The sequence below is a fragment of the Pseudoalteromonas sp. MMG007 genome (genome assembly GCF_018100985.1).
Lineage (GTDB): Bacteria > Pseudomonadota > Gammaproteobacteria > Enterobacterales > Alteromonadaceae > Pseudoalteromonas.
This window is the reverse complement of the sequence record NZ_JAGJEI010000003.1, coordinates 118,918-137,167: the sequence shown is the minus strand read 5'-3', so window position 1 is coordinate 137,167 and position 18,250 is coordinate 118,918. Positions and strand designations below refer to the sequence as shown.

Below are 18,250 nucleotides of genomic sequence, written 5' to 3'. Positions count from 1 at the left end.
AACCCCTCTCTTGATATAACAGCAAGTACACCCAAAGCTGTTTGTTAACCCAAGCCGCCCTCTCCAAAGGCGGCTTTTTTATGTTTTTGAAATCTTAGTGGGGTATTCGTTTTTCAAGCCAAACTCTAAGGCTTTCAGGGTCTTTGATGAAAGGTATCCTAACCCAGCTTCCATAGGCATATAAGTAGATTGTAGAATAACCACAGATACGGCCTAAAAAAGTTGTTATTTGTTCAATATTTTCGACGCTTTTGAAACCTAGCTTGTCTTCTCTTCTTGTTAGTATTCCACTAAATACGGTTATCGAGTTGTCTTTTGCAAGAACTTTAATGAAAACTGCTTCCAGAATTTTATGAGAATCTTTTAAGACATAAATTGCAGGTAAAACGACTAAGCTTAGTAGAACATCGTTTTTGAACTGCTCACCTATTAACTCGTGTCCTATGAATGAAAAAATTAGATAGACTAATCCAAGACCAAGGATTCGAGTACAAATTTCTCCAAATGCTTCGATAGAACGCCAGAATTTAGCAATTTTAATGGTTGGCAAAATACCTCCGTTCTACAAAGTTTTAATAGGCTACTACAAATTATTAATCACAGCCGCCAGAATCTCCACCGCAATCTGTATGAGAGTGAGCATTACTTCCAGAATAAACAGAAGAGTCATTATTCGTATAAGGTGAAGAACCACGTGACGCTTTACCACTAATAAATGTAACTAATAGTAATACGCCAGATACAATAACAACTGTTATTGATGAATCCCATTGCCCAGTGGAAGCGCCTTTAAATATGGCTAAACACAGAACAGTAAAGAGTAAAGTTCTTATTATGTTTTTCATTTTATATCCTTATTTGACTGGCTAGTTTGTTGCATAGCTAGCTGACCTTCTCGTTATGCTCAAGTGCGTTAATAACTGCTTTTTCTAGGGTGGGTAGTTTAAAAGGTTTTGAAATAAACATATCCATACCGGCTTGCTGACATGCAAGTTTATCTTGAGATGAGGTATTAGCGGTTATAGCCACTATATAGGTTTCGTGTTTGGGGCAGATGTTATCAGCCCTAAGTTGTTTTGTTGCTTCAAAACCATCAAGAATTGGCATTATGCAGTCCATAAAAATAAGGTCATAATGCTTTTGTTTACATTTTAAAATGGCATCTTGGCCATCAACAGCAGAGTCGGCTTTAATATTTAATTTACTCAAAGAGGCGTGCAATACCAATCTGTTGATATCGTTGTCATCTACGACGAGTACAGATAGTTCACTACCATCAGTATCTTGAGCTGCTATTAAGCTGTCTTGCTTTTGCTCTTTGCCTAATTCAATGGGTATATTTAATAAAAATGTAGTGCCTTCATTTGGGGTACTTTTAACGCATATTGTACCGCCCATATATTCAACAAGCTCTTTAACTATGGCAAGGCCAAGCCCTGTACCGCCTTTCGAATTTTTTGCATCAACCTCTTGTGAAAAAGGAGAGAATAGCGACTCTAAAAATCCTTTACTCATACCTCGGCCAGTATCGGCTACTTCAATATTTAGACTTTGTGATTTTTTTGCGTGTTCAATACTGGTTTTAAGTAAAACTGAGCCACTTTCGGTAAATTTAAGCGCGTTACTTAATAGGTTTGAGGTTATTTGGCTAAGGCGTGTGTTATCGCTAAATGCCCAAAAAGAATCGTCAATGGTGTTTTCTACTTTAAGTGCTACGTGTGTATTTTTAAATAAGGGTGTGTATAACGACGTTAAGTCTGTAAAAATAGTTTTTAGTAAAAAGTCAGTCGGTTCTAGTTTAAGTTCACCGTGATTAATTTTAGAAAAGTCGAGCACTTCATTAATTATATTAAGCAGAATATCAGCGCTTCTTAGTGCTACTTTTATTTTTTCGGCGCGCACTTCTTCGCTATGCTCATCAATTAATGTAGTAAGCATACCTGTAATACCATTAAGTGGCGTTCTCAGCTCGTGGCTTATTTTAGCAAGTAGCATGCTCCTATCTTCAAGCAAGCGCTCGGCTTGTGCTTGTTTTTGCTTGAGTTCTTCGCGGAGCAGTATTGACTCGGTAACATCTTGAAAAGTACCAAATAGACGAATGCAACGATCCCCGTCAAATTCAGCTTCCCCAAAGGTCGATATCCATAGAGTTTGGTTTTTTGCGGTTACTATTTGTAAGTCTAAATGCCATTTATCGCCTTTTTCGGTAGCATTTTTGACCGCTTGACTGATGCTTTCACGGCTAGTTCCTTCTTTATAGAACTCTAAAGCATCTTCTATTACGGGCTGGTAGTCACTTGATACTTGATGAATACGCTTAGTTTGTTCGCTCCAGTATATTTTATTTTCTATTAAATCAACTTCCCACGTGCCTATATTTGCTACACTCTCTAATTTTAATAATGTATTACTGTTTTTTATAAGTTGTTCTTTAGTTTGTGAACGCGCTAATTCTGAGCCGAGCCATTGGGCGAATAGCTCTATATAGTCGTAGGCATCGTCATTAAAAGCAAGGGAGTCTTTTGCTGATGAAAAGTTAACAGTGCCAAATATTTCATCTCCAATTTTTATTGGCGCACCAATGTATGACTCTAGCTGAAAATTAATGTAGCAGGGATGGTTTGCTATGGCGCTTTGCGATGCTTTATGAAATGCCAGGGCAGAGCCTGCTTTTAAAGTATGTACGCAGTAGGTGCCTTGTAAGTCAAATACGGTACCTGATAAAAGCGCGTTGTCGGGGGTGATCGCGTGCAAAACAACATAGCTGCTTTCATCAATTTTACTAACAATACCTACTTCAAGATTGAATACATCTAGCCCAAAATTTAAGAGGTTATAAATCTTGTCTTCAAAATCAAGGGTTTGATTTGAGACAATGTCGTGAAAACGCCTTAAAAAATTCAAAAGAAAACACCCCGTAAGCTTTTGTTAAATTTATAAAATACATTAGCCAGTTAAGGCGCTTTTATTGGTTTAATGCCAGTTTAGCAGTTTTTATAACTAATAACTAAAATCGGTGCGTATTTAAACTTATAAGTCCATGTTTTTTATATAAAGCTAAGTATTGCGCTGAATATATAATACCCAGCGCGGTATATTTAGTAAGTTGAGTTGGGGGTGTACTCTGGATTAATATCGCCACCCACTTCATCAGGGTCAACATCGTTTATAAGCAATGTTTCTCGCACGGCTTCTATGTGATCAAGTACTGTTTGATAACGCTCGCCATACTCGTACTTTGTTACCTCAATGGCTTGTGGCATATAGGTAAAAGCAATTTTAAGTGCGTGTAAGGCTTCTGGATTAATTTTTTCGCTCATGATTTCCCTCTAATTAAACGTAAGCTAGGGTTAATAAAATAACACCAAATTCAATAGGGTAAATACTAAAAATTACAAAAAGCGAAGCCTGTTAAAAATATATTAAAGGACGTACAGATAAAAAAAGGGTGGCTATAAGCCTAGTAACTAAGCTAACACAGAGCTTTTTAAGGCTAAACAAAAGAACAAACTCAGTAAAGATATTACGATATCAGCCCACAAATATAACTTTAACTACTTTATTAAAGTGGTTAAATTGATACTGGCTGCTGTAAGGCAAAACGTGATCAATCAGTTAAAAATATACTGAAATGCTAATCTTATTTGCAATCTGAGTAGTTAGCTATTTTATTTCGACCTGTTTCTTTGGCGTTATAAAGTGCGCTGTCGGCACCGCTAATAAGGTTTTGCGCGGTAGTATTTTGTTTGGGGATCAGGCTGTACACACCCATGCTTATAGTGAGTTTTGAGCTTACGGATGAATAATTGTGCTCTATCGATAACTCTTCAATTTTTTTCTGAATGAGTGTCGCAAATTTTAGGCTATTGACAGCATCTGTAGCGGGTAAAATTATAGCAAATTCTTCTCCGCCATACCTTGCGGCTAAATCGCCTTGTCGCTTACACATTGCTTTTAATGCTTGCGCGACAGATTTTAAAACTTCATCGCCTTGCTGATGACCATAATTATCGTTATAACTTTTGAAAAAATCTATATCACACATTATCAAACCGATAGGTTGTTGGTGACGCGTGCAACGAAGTAGTTCGTTTTGTAATGTGTCGTCAAAGCAACGGCGGTTAGCTATATCGGTTAATCCATCTGTGTTTACTTGTTCATTTAGTTGTAGGTTTGCGGTGATGAGCTGTTGTTGAATATATTGAAGCTCATGCTTATAGTTTATGTTTTTAAGGGCGCTCGCTATCATCTCCCCGACTAGCTTTAATCTAATTAAATCTAAGTCAGACCATTCTCGTTTTTGCTTTACACAGTCACAACCTATAAATCCAATCAGTTCTTTGTCATAACGTAAACCGATGCATAGCACGGATTGTATTTGTTCTAACTGGAATTCTTGTTTTTCTTTAATTGCTTTTTCAGGCAGTGCAGCAACATCATTTACTTTAAAGATGTGAGTGGTGTTCATTAAGTTGAAAAAGTAGGGGAGTGCGTCTTTGGGGATATTTTGAAGCTGATCTTTGAACGGTTTAACGCCTTGATTAACCCATTCATGGGTATTTCTCATTGATTTGCCATCATCTGAAAATTTAAATAAATAGCTCCTGTCGGCATGGCATACTGTGCCAATCGCTTTCAATGCAAATTCTATATGTGAATCTATATTATCGTTTTGAATGTCAATTAAATCAGTAGAAATTTTTGAAATGATCTTATCAAAGTTGTATTGCTCATCTTTACTTTGCTTAATTACGTCGAACGTTGCTATGTGAAGGTTATTACTTAATTGAGCAAGCTTTGCATTTAATTGCAAGGCTGTATTATTTTTATGCAATAAAATATGGCAGCTTGTATTTATTACTAAATATTTTTCGAATAGTTGGTTAATTTTTAACTGTTTTTTACTTTCAGGGCTTGTGAGGATCACATTTTCAAAGTCGGCCTCAATGAAGTTATTTTGTGAGGGTAAATCAAATATACTCTGCGTTTGAGAGTTGACTTTATAGGTCTGTTTTTGCGAATCATAGAGTACGACGGCAAAAGGAATAAGCTTAATAGTACTCCAAATGTATTCTACTGATTTAAAGTCCACTTATTGCTCCATTTAAGATTAAACATCAACTCAATATTTTTTATTAATATGTATGTAGTATTTAGTACAGTTTTAGCCAATTTACTAAGTTTTTAGTGCGTTTATTCGGTCTTCGTATTACAATTGCAACTCTATATCATACCCTTTTCTACTCTAAGCCTCCTGCTGGCTTATTTGCAATTTAAGTATAGGTTATTTAAGCACTTCATGACAGAAATCACTACACACCAGGCCTCTCGCCGTCGGTTGCTTATTGCTTTGGCGATAACATGCTCATTTATGGTTATTCAGGTTGTTGGTGCTTACTACTCTAACTCTCTAGCTGTGCTTGCTGATGCAGGACACTTATTTGTGCATAACAGTTCGTTATTTATAGCTCTCATTGCGTCAAGCCTTGCTATTCATTTTGCTAAAACTTATAACGATGGACATCAGCGAGCGGAGCTGATTGGTGGTTTAATTAATGGCACTCTTTACTTAGCTATTAGTTTGATAATTTTGTATGAAGGAGGCGAGCGGTTCATTCATCAACATCAAGGTAACGAGCTGGCTATTAATAGCTATTTAATGTCGGTTATTGCTGCAATTGGTTTTTTATTTCATGGTGCTGCTGCCTGGGTATTATACAAAGGAAGAAAAGCGAGTATTAATGTTTATGCTGTTTTTTTGCATTCATTCTTTGATTTAATTTCAACGGTATCAACCTTTGTGGCGGGTATATTAATCTACCTAACAGGGTGGGCAGTTATTGATATTTTATCGAGCATGCTTATAGCCTCGTTTGTATTATTTACGGGTGTTAAAGTGATTATTAGCTGCTTAAAAGGTTTGCGTTTAAATAAAGCGAAATTACCAAAAGTAGTTGATATAGAAAAAGAAATTACGAATATGGAACATGTTCATAATGTTCACAATGTCACTGTTTCAAGAAAAGATAAAGATATTGTTGTCGGTGCGCACGTAGTACTAAAACAACATTGTACAATTGAAAAGCATGACGAAGTTTGCCGTATGAAAGTCGAGCAGCTACTTAGTAGAAAATTTAAAGTTAAAAATAGCGTGCTACAAATTGAAAGCCATGAATGTCATCATATCCATAGCTAGCTAATAAAGTCCAACTCTGAGGGCTCTAAGTTGCTTATATGATCATGGCACATATAGCGAAATTACTAAACGAACTGTTTTTATAACAAACTTAAAATCTTTTTAAAGCACTCTGCTTCACATAAATCCTGCGCAGTCATTGGTTTTGCAAAATAATACCCTTGTAGTATGTTGCAGCCAATAGCACTTAAAAATGCAATTTGTTCGCGGGTTTCTACCCCCTCAGCAATACAATACAGCCCAAGGTTGTCAGCCAAAGAGTAGATTGTTTTAATTATTGATTCGTTGTTTTTATCGTGTCCTATGGTTTGTACAAAGCTTTGATCAATTTTAATTACATTTATTGGAAACTGACTCAAATAAGTAAGTGATGAGTAGCCTGTACCAAAGTCATCTAATAATAATTTAAAGCCTGCCATTTTTAGCTTTTGTAATTGTTTTGACGCTTTTTGTTTATCTTCAAGTAATGTGTTTTCGGTTATTTCTAGACGCAACTGTTGAGGTGATATGTTGTGATCGTTCAATATAGATTCTAAACGGCTTGCTATGTGCATTTTTAAAATATGCTTAGGTGATAAGTTCAGCGATATATAAAACAGTGGATTATTTTTCAGTAACGGGGCTAAATCTGTTAACGCTCGTTTTAATGCCTGCTCAGTAAGTTTTTCGATTAAACCTATTTCTTCGGCTACCGGAATAAACTCAGTAGGAGAAATACACTGCCCTTTGTTCTCCCAACGCATTAGTAATTCAACGCCATTGATTACTTTAGTATCTAAATTAACAATGGGCTGATAATGGTTAAACAGCTGGTGTGCTTTTGCTGCATCTTTTAAATCATTTTCAAGAATGAGCTTTTGCTTTATTTGCTTATTCATTTTGTCGTTAAAAAACTTAAAACCATTACGTCCTGATTGCTTTGCTTGCATCATTGCAACATCGGCATTTCGGATCAGGGTATCTGTAGAATCAGCGTCGTTAGGGTAAAGTGCTACACCTATACTTGCCGATATATTAATTGAGAAATCTTCAATATTTACTTTATTGGCAAGTTCATGGCTAATTGTTTTTACTATCTTATTGAGCGACTCTTTAGATTCTATATTTTCAATTAATACTAAAAACTCGTCTCCGCTTTGACGTCCTAGTGCCGCGTTGTCATCAAGTATTGCACTTACACGTTGTGTTATATCACAGAGTAATTTATCGCCAACAGCGTGACCAAATGAGTCGTTTACAGGCTTGAATTTATCTAAATCAATAAATAGGAGAGCGCAATAGCTATTATTATTTTGTGCTTTGATTATCGCCTGTTCAATATTTTTGTACATTAAACTGCGATTTGGTAAATGCGTTAAAGGGTCAAAGTTTGCTAAATATCTGAGCTCTGTTTCAGCGCGTTTTTGCTCTGTTAAATCAGATATAACAACCACATAATAACTAATAGTGTTACTTTCTTTAGCTACGGCTGTAACGCTCAAGTGTACTGGATGATTGGGGTTCTTTACTGTTTTTATGTATGTATTCGTGCGCCAGTTTTGTTTTGCATTTAATGCTTTTAACTTTGCGGCAAATTCAATGCATTTAGTTTTGCCGATCGCTTTGATAATAAGCTTTGGGGTGAGTTTAGTATCATGCTGCTCGTAAGTAAACGTATCCATAAAGCTATTGTTTGCTGAAAAAGGGACTAGTTGATCATCTAAAATTAACAACCAATCGGTAATTTGGCGAAATGCTTCGCCCAAGATATTTGCCTGTTGCTCATTGGCGCGTTGCTCAGTAATGTTTGTATATATGCCTGAGACATACTGTGCTTCACTTGAGTGTTCTTTATACATAATTTGACCGAGATCTTGATACCAAAGCCAGTGACCTTCTTTATGCTTTAAGCGGTAGGTGCATTGCCAATGTTGCTGTTTATTTTGTTTAATATAGGCGTACCATTGAGCTTCAACTCTGCGTCTATCATCAGGGTGAATAAGTAAGAAATAACGCTCTATGCTAAGGCGTTCGGGTAAATTAAAGTAACCTAATTCTGAGCCTCTTTGCGTGCTAACTGTGTGATCACTAAAACGATAATTCCATATACCACTTTTATTATTTTTTAGCGCAAGCTCAGTTTGTTTTTGTGAGTGAATAGTTTCTCTTTGTGCATTTTCTATTGCTACTTGGCGATTTCTGTACTGCCAAAACAGTAAAAATAGTATTAAAAACATACCAATAAGATACAACGCATAAGCAAGCGGAGATTGCCACGGTGCATAGGCAACACTGAAGTTAAGTAATCGTTGTTCAGCCATACCTGTGCTGCTTGGTTTTACAACTGAAATGGTTAGTGAATAATTGCCAGGTGGTAATTTAGTAAAGAATACCTGATTTGTTTTTAATTCATCGTAAACAAGGGGGTTTTCACCTGACAGCACAACTCTGTATCGAGTACTTTCTTTATTAATGTAATCAAAGTTAGAAAATTTTACCGTTAAACCCACATCGTCGTAAGCAAGTTCTAGAGGTTTGTATTTATACTTATTCGGGTAGTACGTTAGGTTTTTGGAAAGTAAGTTGATATCAGTAATTTCTAAGTTAGTATGCGTTGATTGATCAGTGGGATTAAAATCGGTTGGATCGAACTGTAATATGCCATGATAACTGCCAAAAGCTATGTGTTTGTTATTTAAAATAGTACCGGCAATAGCACTAAACTTATTATTATTGAGTCCATCTTTTACTGTGTAGCTAGTTATATTTAGAGTGTCTAAATTTAACTGGTATAAGCCATTTTCACTACTTACCCATAAATTTCGATTATCGTCAGCGAGCAACTTATAAATGGAGTTAGTTCCAAACGTATTTTTAATGTTTAGAGTGTGCTTACGTTCATAGGTTTTACTATCGACAGCTATCAGGCCTTCTTGCGTAGTTGCAAGCCAAAGTAAATTACGCTTTGCGTCTAGGTAAAAGTTTTCTACGGTGTTGTATAAGTTGTTTTTTTTATTATTTGATTTAAATATCGTAGTTATTTTTTTATTTTTTTCGTTGTATCTATAAAGCGCGTTTGTAGTACTTAGAATTAGTTCCTCAGGGTGTGTCTCTAGAGGAGTGTGAAAAGTATAAGCCTCATTTGGAACGGTTATCTCCTTTAGGCCTTTTATTACTCTATTCTCACCTGTTTTACCATTAAAAATATAAAACTCGTTAGTCGAAACATAGGCAAAAGTGTCTGGCGCTATTAAAGCAAAACCAAATGAATTCAGGGTGTTTAGCTTATTATCTATTAAGTCTTTATTAGGAACTTTTTCCCCAGTCGCCTTATTAAATAACTCTAAACCATGGTAACGGGTTAACCATAAATATTGTCCGGCACTTAAATTAGATGGGAAAATATCAAATACAGCATATTCGCCATAAATTGCTTTGCTATCAGTTGATTCTATAAAGGTGCTAACGTCTTTAGTGTTTAAATTATACTTTGTAATTCCATCATCGGTGCCTAACCAAAGTACATTCTCGTCCTGAATTATTTTGTTGATTATATTATTGTTAGGAAGAGTAATATTTTTAAAGCGCTTTGTTTGTGTTGCCCAAGTTAAAACGCCTTGAGTGCGCGAAGCAAGCCATAGCAGACCTGATTTATCGACCATTACATCATTAATGGTATTTTCTGTAATATTAAATTTGCTTTCATCAAAGCTTAAAATAAGCTCAACGGCGCCAGAATTCCTAAAATATTGAAATAAGCCACTTTGTGTCGCAATAAACTCCCCATCTGCTGTTTGTACGTAATCCCAAATATTATAATCTGCAACTAATGTATTTATTTGATCTGGTCTAATATTTTTATTTTTGTCAAAAGCTATATGGTATAAGCCTTCTACAGTACCTACCAATAAACCAAGTTCTGCATCTACAGACAATAGCTTTACATTATTATTATCTTCGGTCACATTTTCGGGTGTGTGAAGTGAAAGTCTTTCTAACTTTTTATATTTAGTATCATACGAATACAAGCCATTATTAGTACCTACATATAATATATGCTTGTAAAAAGTCAGTGCCCTTATGTAATCGTCTTTGTTGTCTAAAGCGATTATGGGAGATAACTGCTTAGTATTGTGATTGTAAATTAGTATTTGCTCGTCAATGGCAATGTAAGAGTGCTCAGTGAGCTGTGCAATAGCTGAAATTGGTGAATAGGTATCGCTTTTATTATCAAGCTGCCCAGAGTAAATTTTCTCTGTTTTGAGTGTTTTAGGGTTTATTAAGAAGGCGCCAGACAAGTCGGTAGATACAATAATGTTTCCTGCTGATGTTTTAAACATGTCAAAAATATTTTGTTTGTCAAGATCGTATCCGCCTCGAAAAGCAGTAACTTGATAACCGTCGTAGCGGTTCAAGCCCTGTGCAGTGGCAATCCATACAAATCCAATATCATCTTGTATAGAACGTGTCACGAAGCTATGTGCTAATCGTTCATCGGTTGAAAGGCGTTGTAATTGTTGAGCATAGTTTTGAGATGCGCTCACATTTCCAATGCAAATAAAAACAACAGCGATGACAAGATAAACCATCTTACTCAACTGCACTAATAAACTCGCTCTTAAACATGTAGTGGTGGGAATTATTTATTTTAAATATAGCATATTTATCAAATGTCGATTACAAAAATTATCTATAAAATTACAAAGTACTCTTTTTAAATATGAGCTAACCTTTTTTCAAACTCGTTTTAAAAATAGGCCGTTTTATGAATGGATTTGTAGATATTAAGCTAACGAATAGCTTGCTTTTGATTATAGATTTGCAAGTTAAATTGGCCCCAGCAATATCAAATTTTGATTCTATTTTAGAAAGTACACTAAAACTGGCCAAAGCCAGTGAGGTGCTTAAGGTACCATCGTTGATCACAGAGCAATATGTGGCAGGTTTAGGGCTGACCAACGCTGAGGTTAAACATGCTTTACCCGACACACCATCTTTTCATAAAACATACTTTAGTGCTTGTGCAGAGCCAGGCTTTCTTGAAGCTTTAAAGATCAGCGGTAAAAAACAGATTATAGTAGCAGGAACAGAGGCCCATGTTTGCGTATTACAAACGTGCTTAGAGTTGATGCAAAATGGCTTTGAAGTAATAGTGGCAAGTGATGCCGTTGGGTCTCGAAATCCTGCACATAAAAAAATAGCATTGGCGCAACTCAAACAAGCGGGTGGTACAATATCGTGCGCTGAAATTATTATTTTTAAGTGGACAAAAAAAGCAGCGACACCTACGTTTAAAAAAATACTATCTATAATAAAGTAATAAACTAAAAATATTGGTATTATATTCTATGTATCATTTTGATCTATCTTGATATATGTAACGTATTAACTTGGTTATTTTTAAAAACTTAAAATGTATTAAAGGTATTTATGTCTAGTGTCGCACGTTTATTTACTCTTATATTTTCTCTTCTACTCATTGAGTCGATAGGGATTGGTTTATACTTCGACACGCTAACTCAAGCCTTTGTTATTGGGATACCATTGAGTCTATTACCTATTTGGCTTTTAAAAACCCAGCCTAACAGCGCTATAACTGCACATGTTGTAGCGGGTGCGATAATGATGTTTTCTTTTTTACACATACAACAAGCATACGGATTGATAGAAGTTCATTTTGAGATATTTATTTTAATGGCAATGCTGATAATGTTTGTTAATTGGCAGGTGTTTATAACTGCTATTGTGTTTGTTGCTATTCATCACCTCTCTTTTTACTATTTACAGACTCAAAATACTGGCTTTTATGTTTTTGACCCTGACAGACTTGCGTTTACCACCGTGTTAATGCATGCGGGATACGCTATTGTTGAGGTATTAGTTGCAGGTTACATTGCGATAACGTTACAGCGAGAGCGCCAAGCTGGCTTATCACTCAGTTATGCAACAGAGCAAATAATGAAAGATCCTGAAAATATTAAATTATCATTGCGAGCTGATGATACAAGCAGCAAAGCAGTCGCTGGGTTTAATACATTATTAGACTATATTGCTGATGTTATTAAGCAAGTTCAAACTCAGTCATTATCGTTACAAAATAACTCCCAAGAGCTTATTCAAGTCCATGATCAGCTAGCTGATGGTGCCACACAACGTACACAACAAACTGACGATATAGCAAATTCGGGTGCGCAGGTTGCTCATGGCTTTAAGATGGTAGAAGAAGAAAGCGAGGTATTAAAAAGTCAGGTTGATAATATTACACAAGCTGCAAGTAATGCATTAAAAGAAGTGCTACAAACGGATGCTAAAAGCCAAGAGTTACTAACACTGCTTAATCATACTGAAGAGCAGATAAACCATTTAGTAGCGGCTGGAGATGTTATTTCCAGTTTATTAAATGAAATCTCAGGTATTGCAGAGCAAACAAATTTACTTGCTTTAAATGCCGCAATTGAAGCTGCTCGAGCCGGAGAACATGGCCGAGGTTTTGCTGTTGTTGCAGATGAAGTAAGATCACTTGCAAATCATAGTAAAGCCACAACAGACAAAATAAGCCTAACATTAAAAGATTTAGTCAGTAATAGTAAAACATCAACTCAGTCAATGAGCCAATGTGTAAGCTTTGTTGTGGACCTAACAGATATCAGCGCCGCAATGAAAGAGAATATTTCAGCGATGAGCGAACAAATAGAAGCGGTGTCTACAAGCTCAGATTCAGTCGCACAAGTGGTTGCTGAACAAGCAGGCAATACAGAGTTAATAGCTAGTAGTACCGATAATATGCGCCAGAATCAATATCAAGACACTCAAATTGTAGAGCAGCTTACCGCAAAAGTTCAATTGATTGATGTTAGCATAGACTTGCTTGAGCAAAGTATTGCTAAATTTAAATAGATCTAATTTAACAACCTACTTAGTAATTGCAGTATGGTTTATTAGCGTAGTTGTTGGGTTGGTTTATTTTCAAGTGGCTCAGCTAAGTGACTTTGACAGAAACAAGTTATTAAATGAGCCCAACTGGTTTAATAATTTTAAACAACAAGTTAAATATGAAGAGTCCAAGTCTGCTTCTTTAGTTATTGTTACAGACCCTAATTGTGGCTGTACTATTCAAGCAAAACCGCATTTAAAGCAATTAACAGAATTCTCTAAACAAAAGGGTGTATCGTTAATACTCCTTGAGCAATCGCCTTCTTTAAAAACAGTAATACCTTCAACACCTGCAGCGGTCGTTTTAAATAAAGAAGGCGAGTTTGTATATGCAGGGCCTCTATCTGAAGGACTAGGTTGCGCTCAGGGCAGTGGCTTTGTTGAAACGGTAATTACCAATTTAATGGCTGGGTTCAATAACCAGCTATTACTTAATAATACTAAGGGTTGTTATTGTACAACTCAAACGTAATAGAGCAATGACGAGTTGCTCTATTACTCATAAATTATTAAGTTAATAAGTCATTAGTCCGTATACTCCTAGTAACACAAATACACTGGCAGCTATAAATCTTACCGTATTAAGCGATATTCTCTTTAATAGTGCATTACCTGCGTAGATTACAGGAATATTAGCGATTAGCATTCCTAATGTTGTACCAATAGTTACCCAAAATATGTTTTGATATTGTGCGCCAAGTAATACAGTGGCAACTTGTGTCTTATCACCTATTTCAGCGATAAAAAATAATACAAAAGATACTAAAAAGGCACCATATTTATCATATCGATGGCTAACATCTTCATTCTGATCAGGAATTAGCAACCACAAGCCAACAGCAATAATGCTTAAGTTAACGATTATTGGTAAATAGGAGTGAGTTATACTTTCACTTATCCAACTCCCAAGCCAAGCAGATAGACCATGGTTAATAAGTGTGGCTGCTAAAATACCAAAAGCCAAAGCAGCCTTATTGCGAAAGCGTACGGCAAGTAATAGTGACAATAGCTGAGTTTTATCGCCTATTTCGGCTAACGTAACTGTGACGGTTGAGGTAAAAAAAACTTCCATTAAAAATACTTATAGGCGGGAGTGTTAAACCAAGGTAAACACGTATCTCCCGCCATGAGGATAGTGCCTACCTAGGTCTCGCCGATAATGCTTGCTACAACATTACAAACTTACCATGCACATTAGGTGCAATTATGTTGATAAGTTTACTCATTACTGAGCGGGCTACTCCCCTAAGAGACGGGCATTATTCCATAACTTTATTTTTGGGTAAATATAGTAAAGAAAAGAGCGAGCATTTTTAGTGAATAAATTTAAATTTTAGTGAGGAAGCTATTGATAACAATTGTCGTTTAGATTAGTATGCATTTATTGAATGTAATTTACACGGTTTGTATTAATGTATATTTGTCTTTGTCACGGTGTGACTGATAAAAAAATTGAGCAAACAATTGACGATGGTGCAACGACCATGCGTGAATTAACTAAAGAGCTTAAAGTGGGCAGCCAATGCGGTAAGTGTTGTGGTTGTACTAAAAAGATCCTTAATCGTAAACTTATCGAAATTGCAGATATTACCGATCAAGTAGCGTAGTTACATTTTATAAATTCATAAAAAAAGCAGCTTTATTAAGCTGCTTTTTTTGTGTCTCGATTATTGCTTACAGTTGAGACTGTAAGTAATTTTCAAGCCCGGTATTTTTTATAAGCAATTGCTGTGTTTCAAGCCAGTCAATTTGCTCTTCTTGCTCATTTAAAATGTGATCGAGCGCTTCGCGGCTAATATAGTCTTGTTTACTTTCAGCTAATTCAACAGCGCTTCTTAGCTCGTCTATTGTATCAAGCTCGAAACTCATATTGGCTGCAATCATTTCTTCGCTGTTTTCACCAATACGTAATCGGCCTAAGTCTTGAAGGTTAGGTAAGCCTTCTAAAAACAAAATGCGTTCGATTAAACGATCGGCGTTCTTCATTTTTTGAATAGATACTTTGTAGTCTGCTTTATCTAGCTGGGTAAAGCCAAAATCTTTAAACATACGGGCATGTAAAAAATATTGGTTAATACCTACAAGCTCATTAGCGAGCACTTTATTTAATGCTGCAATAACGTCTTTATCGCCTTTCATAATATGCTCCTGCTAGCCTAGTTGTGCTTGGTGATAATTTGGCGCGCCAATTTTATCAATTAAGCCAATTTGCTGCTCTAACCAATATACGTGATCTTCTTCAGTATCAAATAATAGCTTTTCTAAAATACTGCGTGATTGGTAATCTTGTTGCTCTTCGCATATTGCTATTACATCTTTAACACATGCAACTACTTCAAGCTCAAGTGTTAAATCGTTTTGCATCATGCTTTTTACATCAGTACCAATTAATAAATCACGGCGTTTGGTCATATTAGGTACGCCTTCTAAAAATAGAATGCGTTTGATAAGCCAATCTGCGTGATCTTTTTCTTCTTCCATCTCGTGGTTAAGGCGCTCGTATAACTTGTTTAAGCCCCAGTCATCATACATTCTTGAGTGTATAAAATACTGATCGATAGCTGCTAATTCGTTAGCTAACAATGTGTTAAATGCATCGATTACTTTTTGATTACCTTTCATGATAAATCGCCTTAACTATTACAATTATCAGCAGTGTAGTACAAATGGTCTGTATTGCAAGTTTTTCTTTAAAAATCATTGGTTTACTATTGGTTTTGATTCTTATTTAAATTTGCGTTACTGCTTGGTTTATGAACAGTTTTTATTTGTATTTAAAGCCACTTATGCCTTTTAGCCCAAAAATAAAAACCACTTATAATAAAAAACGCTAGTGCCAATGCTATTAACAGCCATAAAAATTGCACAATTGGGCCTGCAAAAGCACCAATATGAAATTTATACTTAAAGTTCCATGCTTGAGTTGTGAAATTGGTTTTGCTGGCATCAAAGGAATTTAATACTTTACCTGTGAATGGATTTGTCCACACCCAGCTATAAGCGTGGCTTTCGCCAGGGTTTTTCATTCTCAGTGCTAGTGTTTCGTCGTCCTTTTTAGGCAGGTAAATCCTATATACTTCGCCATCAGGAAATACATCCACTGCATTTTTTATTGCTTGGTTATAATTTAGAGTCGTGTGTGCAGATGCAGTTATTTTAGGTGCTTTAGGCCTTTGCTCTACTTTGTTCATGGTTACAAATTCTAATACCGATTGAGTCTGCGTTTTCCAATTAAATGCCATTCCGGTAAATGCAATAAGCATAAGTGGTATAAAAAAGTATACACCAAGCACAGTATGTAATTGATACATAAGCACTCTAAACTTAGCCTTAGGTTTTATAGCGAGCCGTTTAATCCTGTTTTTTGGCTTTACCCATAAGTAAAACCCAAGTAACACATTTATTAAAAGTAGTAATGCACACACTGACATCCAGTTACGAAAGGTTTTTTCTCCTTTGCTATTTTCAAATAGCAGCCAGCGATGTACACCTTGAGCAAACCCATAAATAGTATCGGTGGATTCATAAACGTTTATTACATCTCCTGAGTAAGGGTTTACACTTGCATAATGTTTATTAGCCAACCTAAACTGCCACGCAGTATCTGATGCTAGTTCGGGCATGAAAAAGGTAATTTTTTGCTTAGTCTGTGCCTCTACATTCTGTATAAGTGCATCGTAGGGCATTAAGTTTTTTTGTGGTTTTACTTGCCATTTTGTTGGCTCTATTAAGTGTTGTATGTCTTTTGCATAGATCATTACAGCACCGGTTAAGCTCACTATTAGCAAAAATAGCCCACTAATAAGGGCAAGGCCTAAGTGAATTCTACGTAACCAAAGTTTCAAAGGTAGTATCTCATTATGAGTTAGTAGGAATATTGTAAATGATAATACGAGCCGTTTTCAATTAAATAGTTGTGTATCAGGGTTCGTTATTTACTAATTACACTTTTAGAGTTTGTATAGCTTTAAAGGTTAATAAGTTAATAAATAGGTATTATAAGTTTAATGTTGGTTTATTATTTTATCCAAAGGTACTTAAATGCTTCAGTCAAATTACTTTTTATAAAGCTTATTTTTTAAGTGACCGAGTTAGGGGGGCTTTAATTGTGATAGGTTGAACTTCTATTATGGTGTTTTCAATATTAAAATTATTGTGCAATAAGTCTTTGATTTCATTTAGAACTATTACATTTCGAGAACTAATAACTAGTTCACAGTAGCACTCTTTGTCGTCTAGCTGCCACAGCTTTATGCTAACTACTGCCTCAATATTAAATTTATCATTGAGAGCGTGTGATATTGCTGATGTGCTGATATTTTCCGGTGCCGCTTGCATTAAAATTGTGCAGCTTTGCTTTAATAGCAAAGCACCATGGTAAATTACATATGCAGAGATAAATACAGTTGCAATTAGGTCAACAACATACCATTGGTATAAAATTATTAAGGTACCGGCAATAATCACCACAATAGAGGCCATAGCATCTGACACGTTATGTATGAAAGCTGCTTTAATATTCATGCTGTGATTTGCTCCAGCTCGATAGGTTAAAAACGCGGTTGCTAAATCAATTAATAGTGCAAACGCCGCTACCCATACTATTATCCAGCCATTTACTGGTTCTGGATTTAAATAACCCGATACCGATTCAAAAATTAAATACACCCCAACCACTATTAATGTGCTGCTATTAAAGAGGGTAGCCAAAACTTCTGCGCGTTTATAACCAAAATGATGCGTTAAGCTTGAAGGCCTAGCGCCAATTTTACGTGCGACGAGTGCAATGAATATAGCCCCAGCATCGCTTAGGTTATGAAGTGCGTCAGCTATTAAAGATAGGCTTCCAGAAAATACCCCACCAATAATTTGCACTACAGTTAGCAATGCATTAATGACAACTGCGATGGTAAGTTGTTTATTACTTTGGCTATCGTCTACATGGCTATGTGCGTGATTGTGTTCCATAGTCCCTCATTAGTATAAATAACTTAATATTTATACTATGCGTATTTTTAGATCGTAAGTAAACAGCATTAATCTAGTAATAAATAATGGGAATATGACCACTACTTTATTTTTATCTAATTGCAAAATACTGATTTTTAAAAGACTTTAATGTCAAAAACTTGCGTGTTTAAG

At 35.7% G+C, this 18,250-nt stretch carries 16 protein-coding genes and 1 riboswitch; of the genes, 5 read left to right on the top strand and 11 right to left on the bottom strand.

All coding sequences use genetic code 11. The annotated features are described in order from the left end of the window. Window positions 1–94: 94 nt before the first annotated feature. The 5 genes from J8L71_RS06180 to J8L71_RS06160 form a co-directional block, all read right to left on the bottom strand. Window positions 95–550 (bottom strand): PH domain-containing protein, encoded by a 456-nt coding sequence (locus J8L71_RS06180; RefSeq protein ID WP_210999766.1) that lies wholly within the window; start codon window positions 548–550, stop codon window positions 95–97. 43 nt (window positions 551–593) lie between these two features. Further along, window positions 594–845, bottom strand: coding sequence for a hypothetical protein (locus J8L71_RS06175; protein WP_210999765.1), 252 nt, complete (start codon window positions 843–845; stop codon window positions 594–596). A gap of 37 nt (window positions 846–882) precedes the next feature. Further along, window positions 883–2,904 (bottom strand): ATP-binding protein, encoded by a 2,022-nt coding sequence (locus J8L71_RS06170; RefSeq protein ID WP_210999764.1) that lies wholly within the window; start codon window positions 2,902–2,904, stop codon window positions 883–885. 194 nt (window positions 2,905–3,098) lie between these two features. Beyond that, complete coding sequence (locus J8L71_RS06165; RefSeq protein ID WP_058549908.1) at window positions 3,099–3,320, bottom strand: hypothetical protein; 222 nt, start codon at window positions 3,318–3,320, stop codon at window positions 3,099–3,101. A gap of 320 nt (window positions 3,321–3,640) precedes the next feature. Then, a complete protein-coding gene (locus J8L71_RS06160; RefSeq protein ID WP_210999763.1) occupies window positions 3,641–5,092 on the bottom strand; it encodes a sensor domain-containing diguanylate cyclase in 1,452 nt (483 codons plus the stop codon). A gap of 207 nt (window positions 5,093–5,299) precedes the next feature. On the opposite strand from J8L71_RS06160, the gene J8L71_RS06155 reads away from it, so the two are divergent. Then, window positions 5,300–6,196: a cation diffusion facilitator family transporter gene (locus J8L71_RS06155; RefSeq protein ID WP_210999762.1), complete on the top strand. Its 897-nt coding sequence runs from the start codon at window positions 5,300–5,302 to the stop codon at window positions 6,194–6,196. Window positions 6,197–6,276: 80 nt separating this feature from the next. On the opposite strand, the gene J8L71_RS06150 is transcribed toward J8L71_RS06155, so the two are convergent. Next, complete coding sequence (locus J8L71_RS06150) at window positions 6,277–10,764, bottom strand: EAL domain-containing protein (RefSeq protein ID WP_210999761.1); 4,488 nt, start codon at window positions 10,762–10,764, stop codon at window positions 6,277–6,279. A gap of 176 nt (window positions 10,765–10,940) precedes the next feature. On the opposite strand from J8L71_RS06150, the gene J8L71_RS06145 reads away from it, so the two are divergent. The 3 genes from J8L71_RS06145 (at window position 10,941) to J8L71_RS06135 (ending at window position 13,580) form a co-directional block, all read left to right on the top strand. After that, the gene (locus J8L71_RS06145) at window positions 10,941–11,495 is read left to right on the top strand and encodes an isochorismatase family protein (RefSeq protein WP_210999760.1); all 555 of its coding nucleotides are present in this window, start codon (window positions 10,941–10,943) and stop codon (window positions 11,493–11,495) included. Between the two features lie 110 nt (window positions 11,496–11,605). Continuing rightward, window positions 11,606–13,072, top strand: a complete 1,467-nt coding sequence (locus J8L71_RS06140; protein WP_210999759.1) for a methyl-accepting chemotaxis protein — start codon at window positions 11,606–11,608, stop codon at window positions 13,070–13,072. After that, window positions 13,056–13,580 (top strand): DUF6436 domain-containing protein, encoded by a 525-nt coding sequence (locus tag J8L71_RS06135; RefSeq protein WP_210999905.1) that lies wholly within the window; start codon window positions 13,056–13,058, stop codon window positions 13,578–13,580. The genes J8L71_RS06140 and J8L71_RS06135 overlap by 17 nt, the downstream gene beginning before the upstream one ends. Before the next feature lie 42 nt (window positions 13,581–13,622). Here J8L71_RS06135 and J8L71_RS06130 read toward each other — a convergent pair whose 3' ends face one another. After that, complete coding sequence (locus J8L71_RS06130) at window positions 13,623–14,180, bottom strand: TMEM165/GDT1 family protein (RefSeq protein ID WP_210999758.1); 558 nt, start codon at window positions 14,178–14,180, stop codon at window positions 13,623–13,625. Between the two features lie 84 nt (window positions 14,181–14,264). Continuing rightward, window positions 14,265–14,366, bottom strand: a riboswitch (yybP-ykoY riboswitch). 154 nt (window positions 14,367–14,520) lie between these two features. Between J8L71_RS06130 and J8L71_RS06125 the strand changes: the two genes are divergently transcribed. Continuing rightward, window positions 14,521–14,715: a (2Fe-2S)-binding protein gene (locus tag J8L71_RS06125; protein WP_058404608.1), complete on the top strand. Its 195-nt coding sequence runs from the start codon at window positions 14,521–14,523 to the stop codon at window positions 14,713–14,715. Between the two features lie 67 nt (window positions 14,716–14,782). On the opposite strand, the gene bfr (J8L71_RS06120) is transcribed toward J8L71_RS06125, so the two are convergent. The 4 genes from bfr (J8L71_RS06120) to J8L71_RS06105 form a co-directional block, all read right to left on the bottom strand. After that, window positions 14,783–15,247 carry a bacterioferritin gene (gene bfr / locus J8L71_RS06120; protein ID WP_210999757.1) on the bottom strand — a complete coding sequence of 155 codons (465 nt, stop codon included), beginning with the start codon at window positions 15,245–15,247 and terminating at the stop codon, window positions 14,783–14,785. Window positions 15,248–15,259: 12 nt separating this feature from the next. Next, window positions 15,260–15,730 carry a bacterioferritin gene (gene bfr / locus J8L71_RS06115; RefSeq protein WP_138681940.1) on the bottom strand — a complete coding sequence of 157 codons (471 nt, stop codon included), beginning with the start codon at window positions 15,728–15,730 and terminating at the stop codon, window positions 15,260–15,262. A gap of 152 nt (window positions 15,731–15,882) precedes the next feature. Then, on the bottom strand, window positions 15,883–16,953 hold the full coding sequence (locus J8L71_RS06110) for a PepSY-associated TM helix domain-containing protein (protein WP_210999756.1): 1,071 nt from the start codon (window positions 16,951–16,953) through the stop codon (window positions 15,883–15,885). Between the two features lie 226 nt (window positions 16,954–17,179). Then, entirely contained in the window at window positions 17,180–18,076 is an 897-nt protein-coding gene (locus tag J8L71_RS06105) for a cation diffusion facilitator family transporter (RefSeq protein ID WP_210999755.1), read from the bottom strand. Window positions 18,077–18,250: the final 174 nt, after the last annotated feature.

Excerpts from the sequence above, each read along its gene's own strand:
- J8L71_RS06175 (WP_210999765.1), bottom strand. The coding sequence starts at position 845 with ATGAAAAACATAATAAGAACTTTACTCTTTACTGTTCTGTGTTTAGCC.
- J8L71_RS06165 (WP_058549908.1), bottom strand. The coding sequence starts at position 3,320 with ATGAGCGAAAAAATTAATCCAGAAGCCTTACACGCACTTAAAATTGCT.
- J8L71_RS06155 (WP_210999762.1), top strand. The coding sequence starts at position 5,300 with ATGACAGAAATCACTACACACCAGGCCTCTCGCCGTCGGTTGCTTATT.
- J8L71_RS06150 (WP_210999761.1), bottom strand. The coding sequence starts at position 10,764 with ATGGTTTATCTTGTCATCGCTGTTGTTTTTATTTGCATTGGAAATGTG.
- J8L71_RS06145 (WP_210999760.1), top strand. The coding sequence starts at position 10,941 with ATGAATGGATTTGTAGATATTAAGCTAACGAATAGCTTGCTTTTGATT.
- J8L71_RS06140 (WP_210999759.1), top strand. The coding sequence starts at position 11,606 with ATGTCTAGTGTCGCACGTTTATTTACTCTTATATTTTCTCTTCTACTC.
- J8L71_RS06130 (WP_210999758.1), bottom strand. The coding sequence starts at position 14,180 with ATGGAAGTTTTTTTTACCTCAACCGTCACAGTTACGTTAGCCGAAATA.
- J8L71_RS06125 (WP_058404608.1), top strand. The coding sequence starts at position 14,521 with ATGTATATTTGTCTTTGTCACGGTGTGACTGATAAAAAAATTGAGCAA.
- bfr (WP_210999757.1), bottom strand. The coding sequence starts at position 15,247 with ATGAAAGGCGATAAAGACGTTATTGCAGCATTAAATAAAGTGCTCGCT.
- bfr (WP_138681940.1), bottom strand. The coding sequence starts at position 15,730 with ATGAAAGGTAATCAAAAAGTAATCGATGCATTTAACACATTGTTAGCT.
- J8L71_RS06105 (WP_210999755.1), bottom strand. The coding sequence starts at position 18,076 with ATGGAACACAATCACGCACATAGCCATGTAGACGATAGCCAAAGTAAT.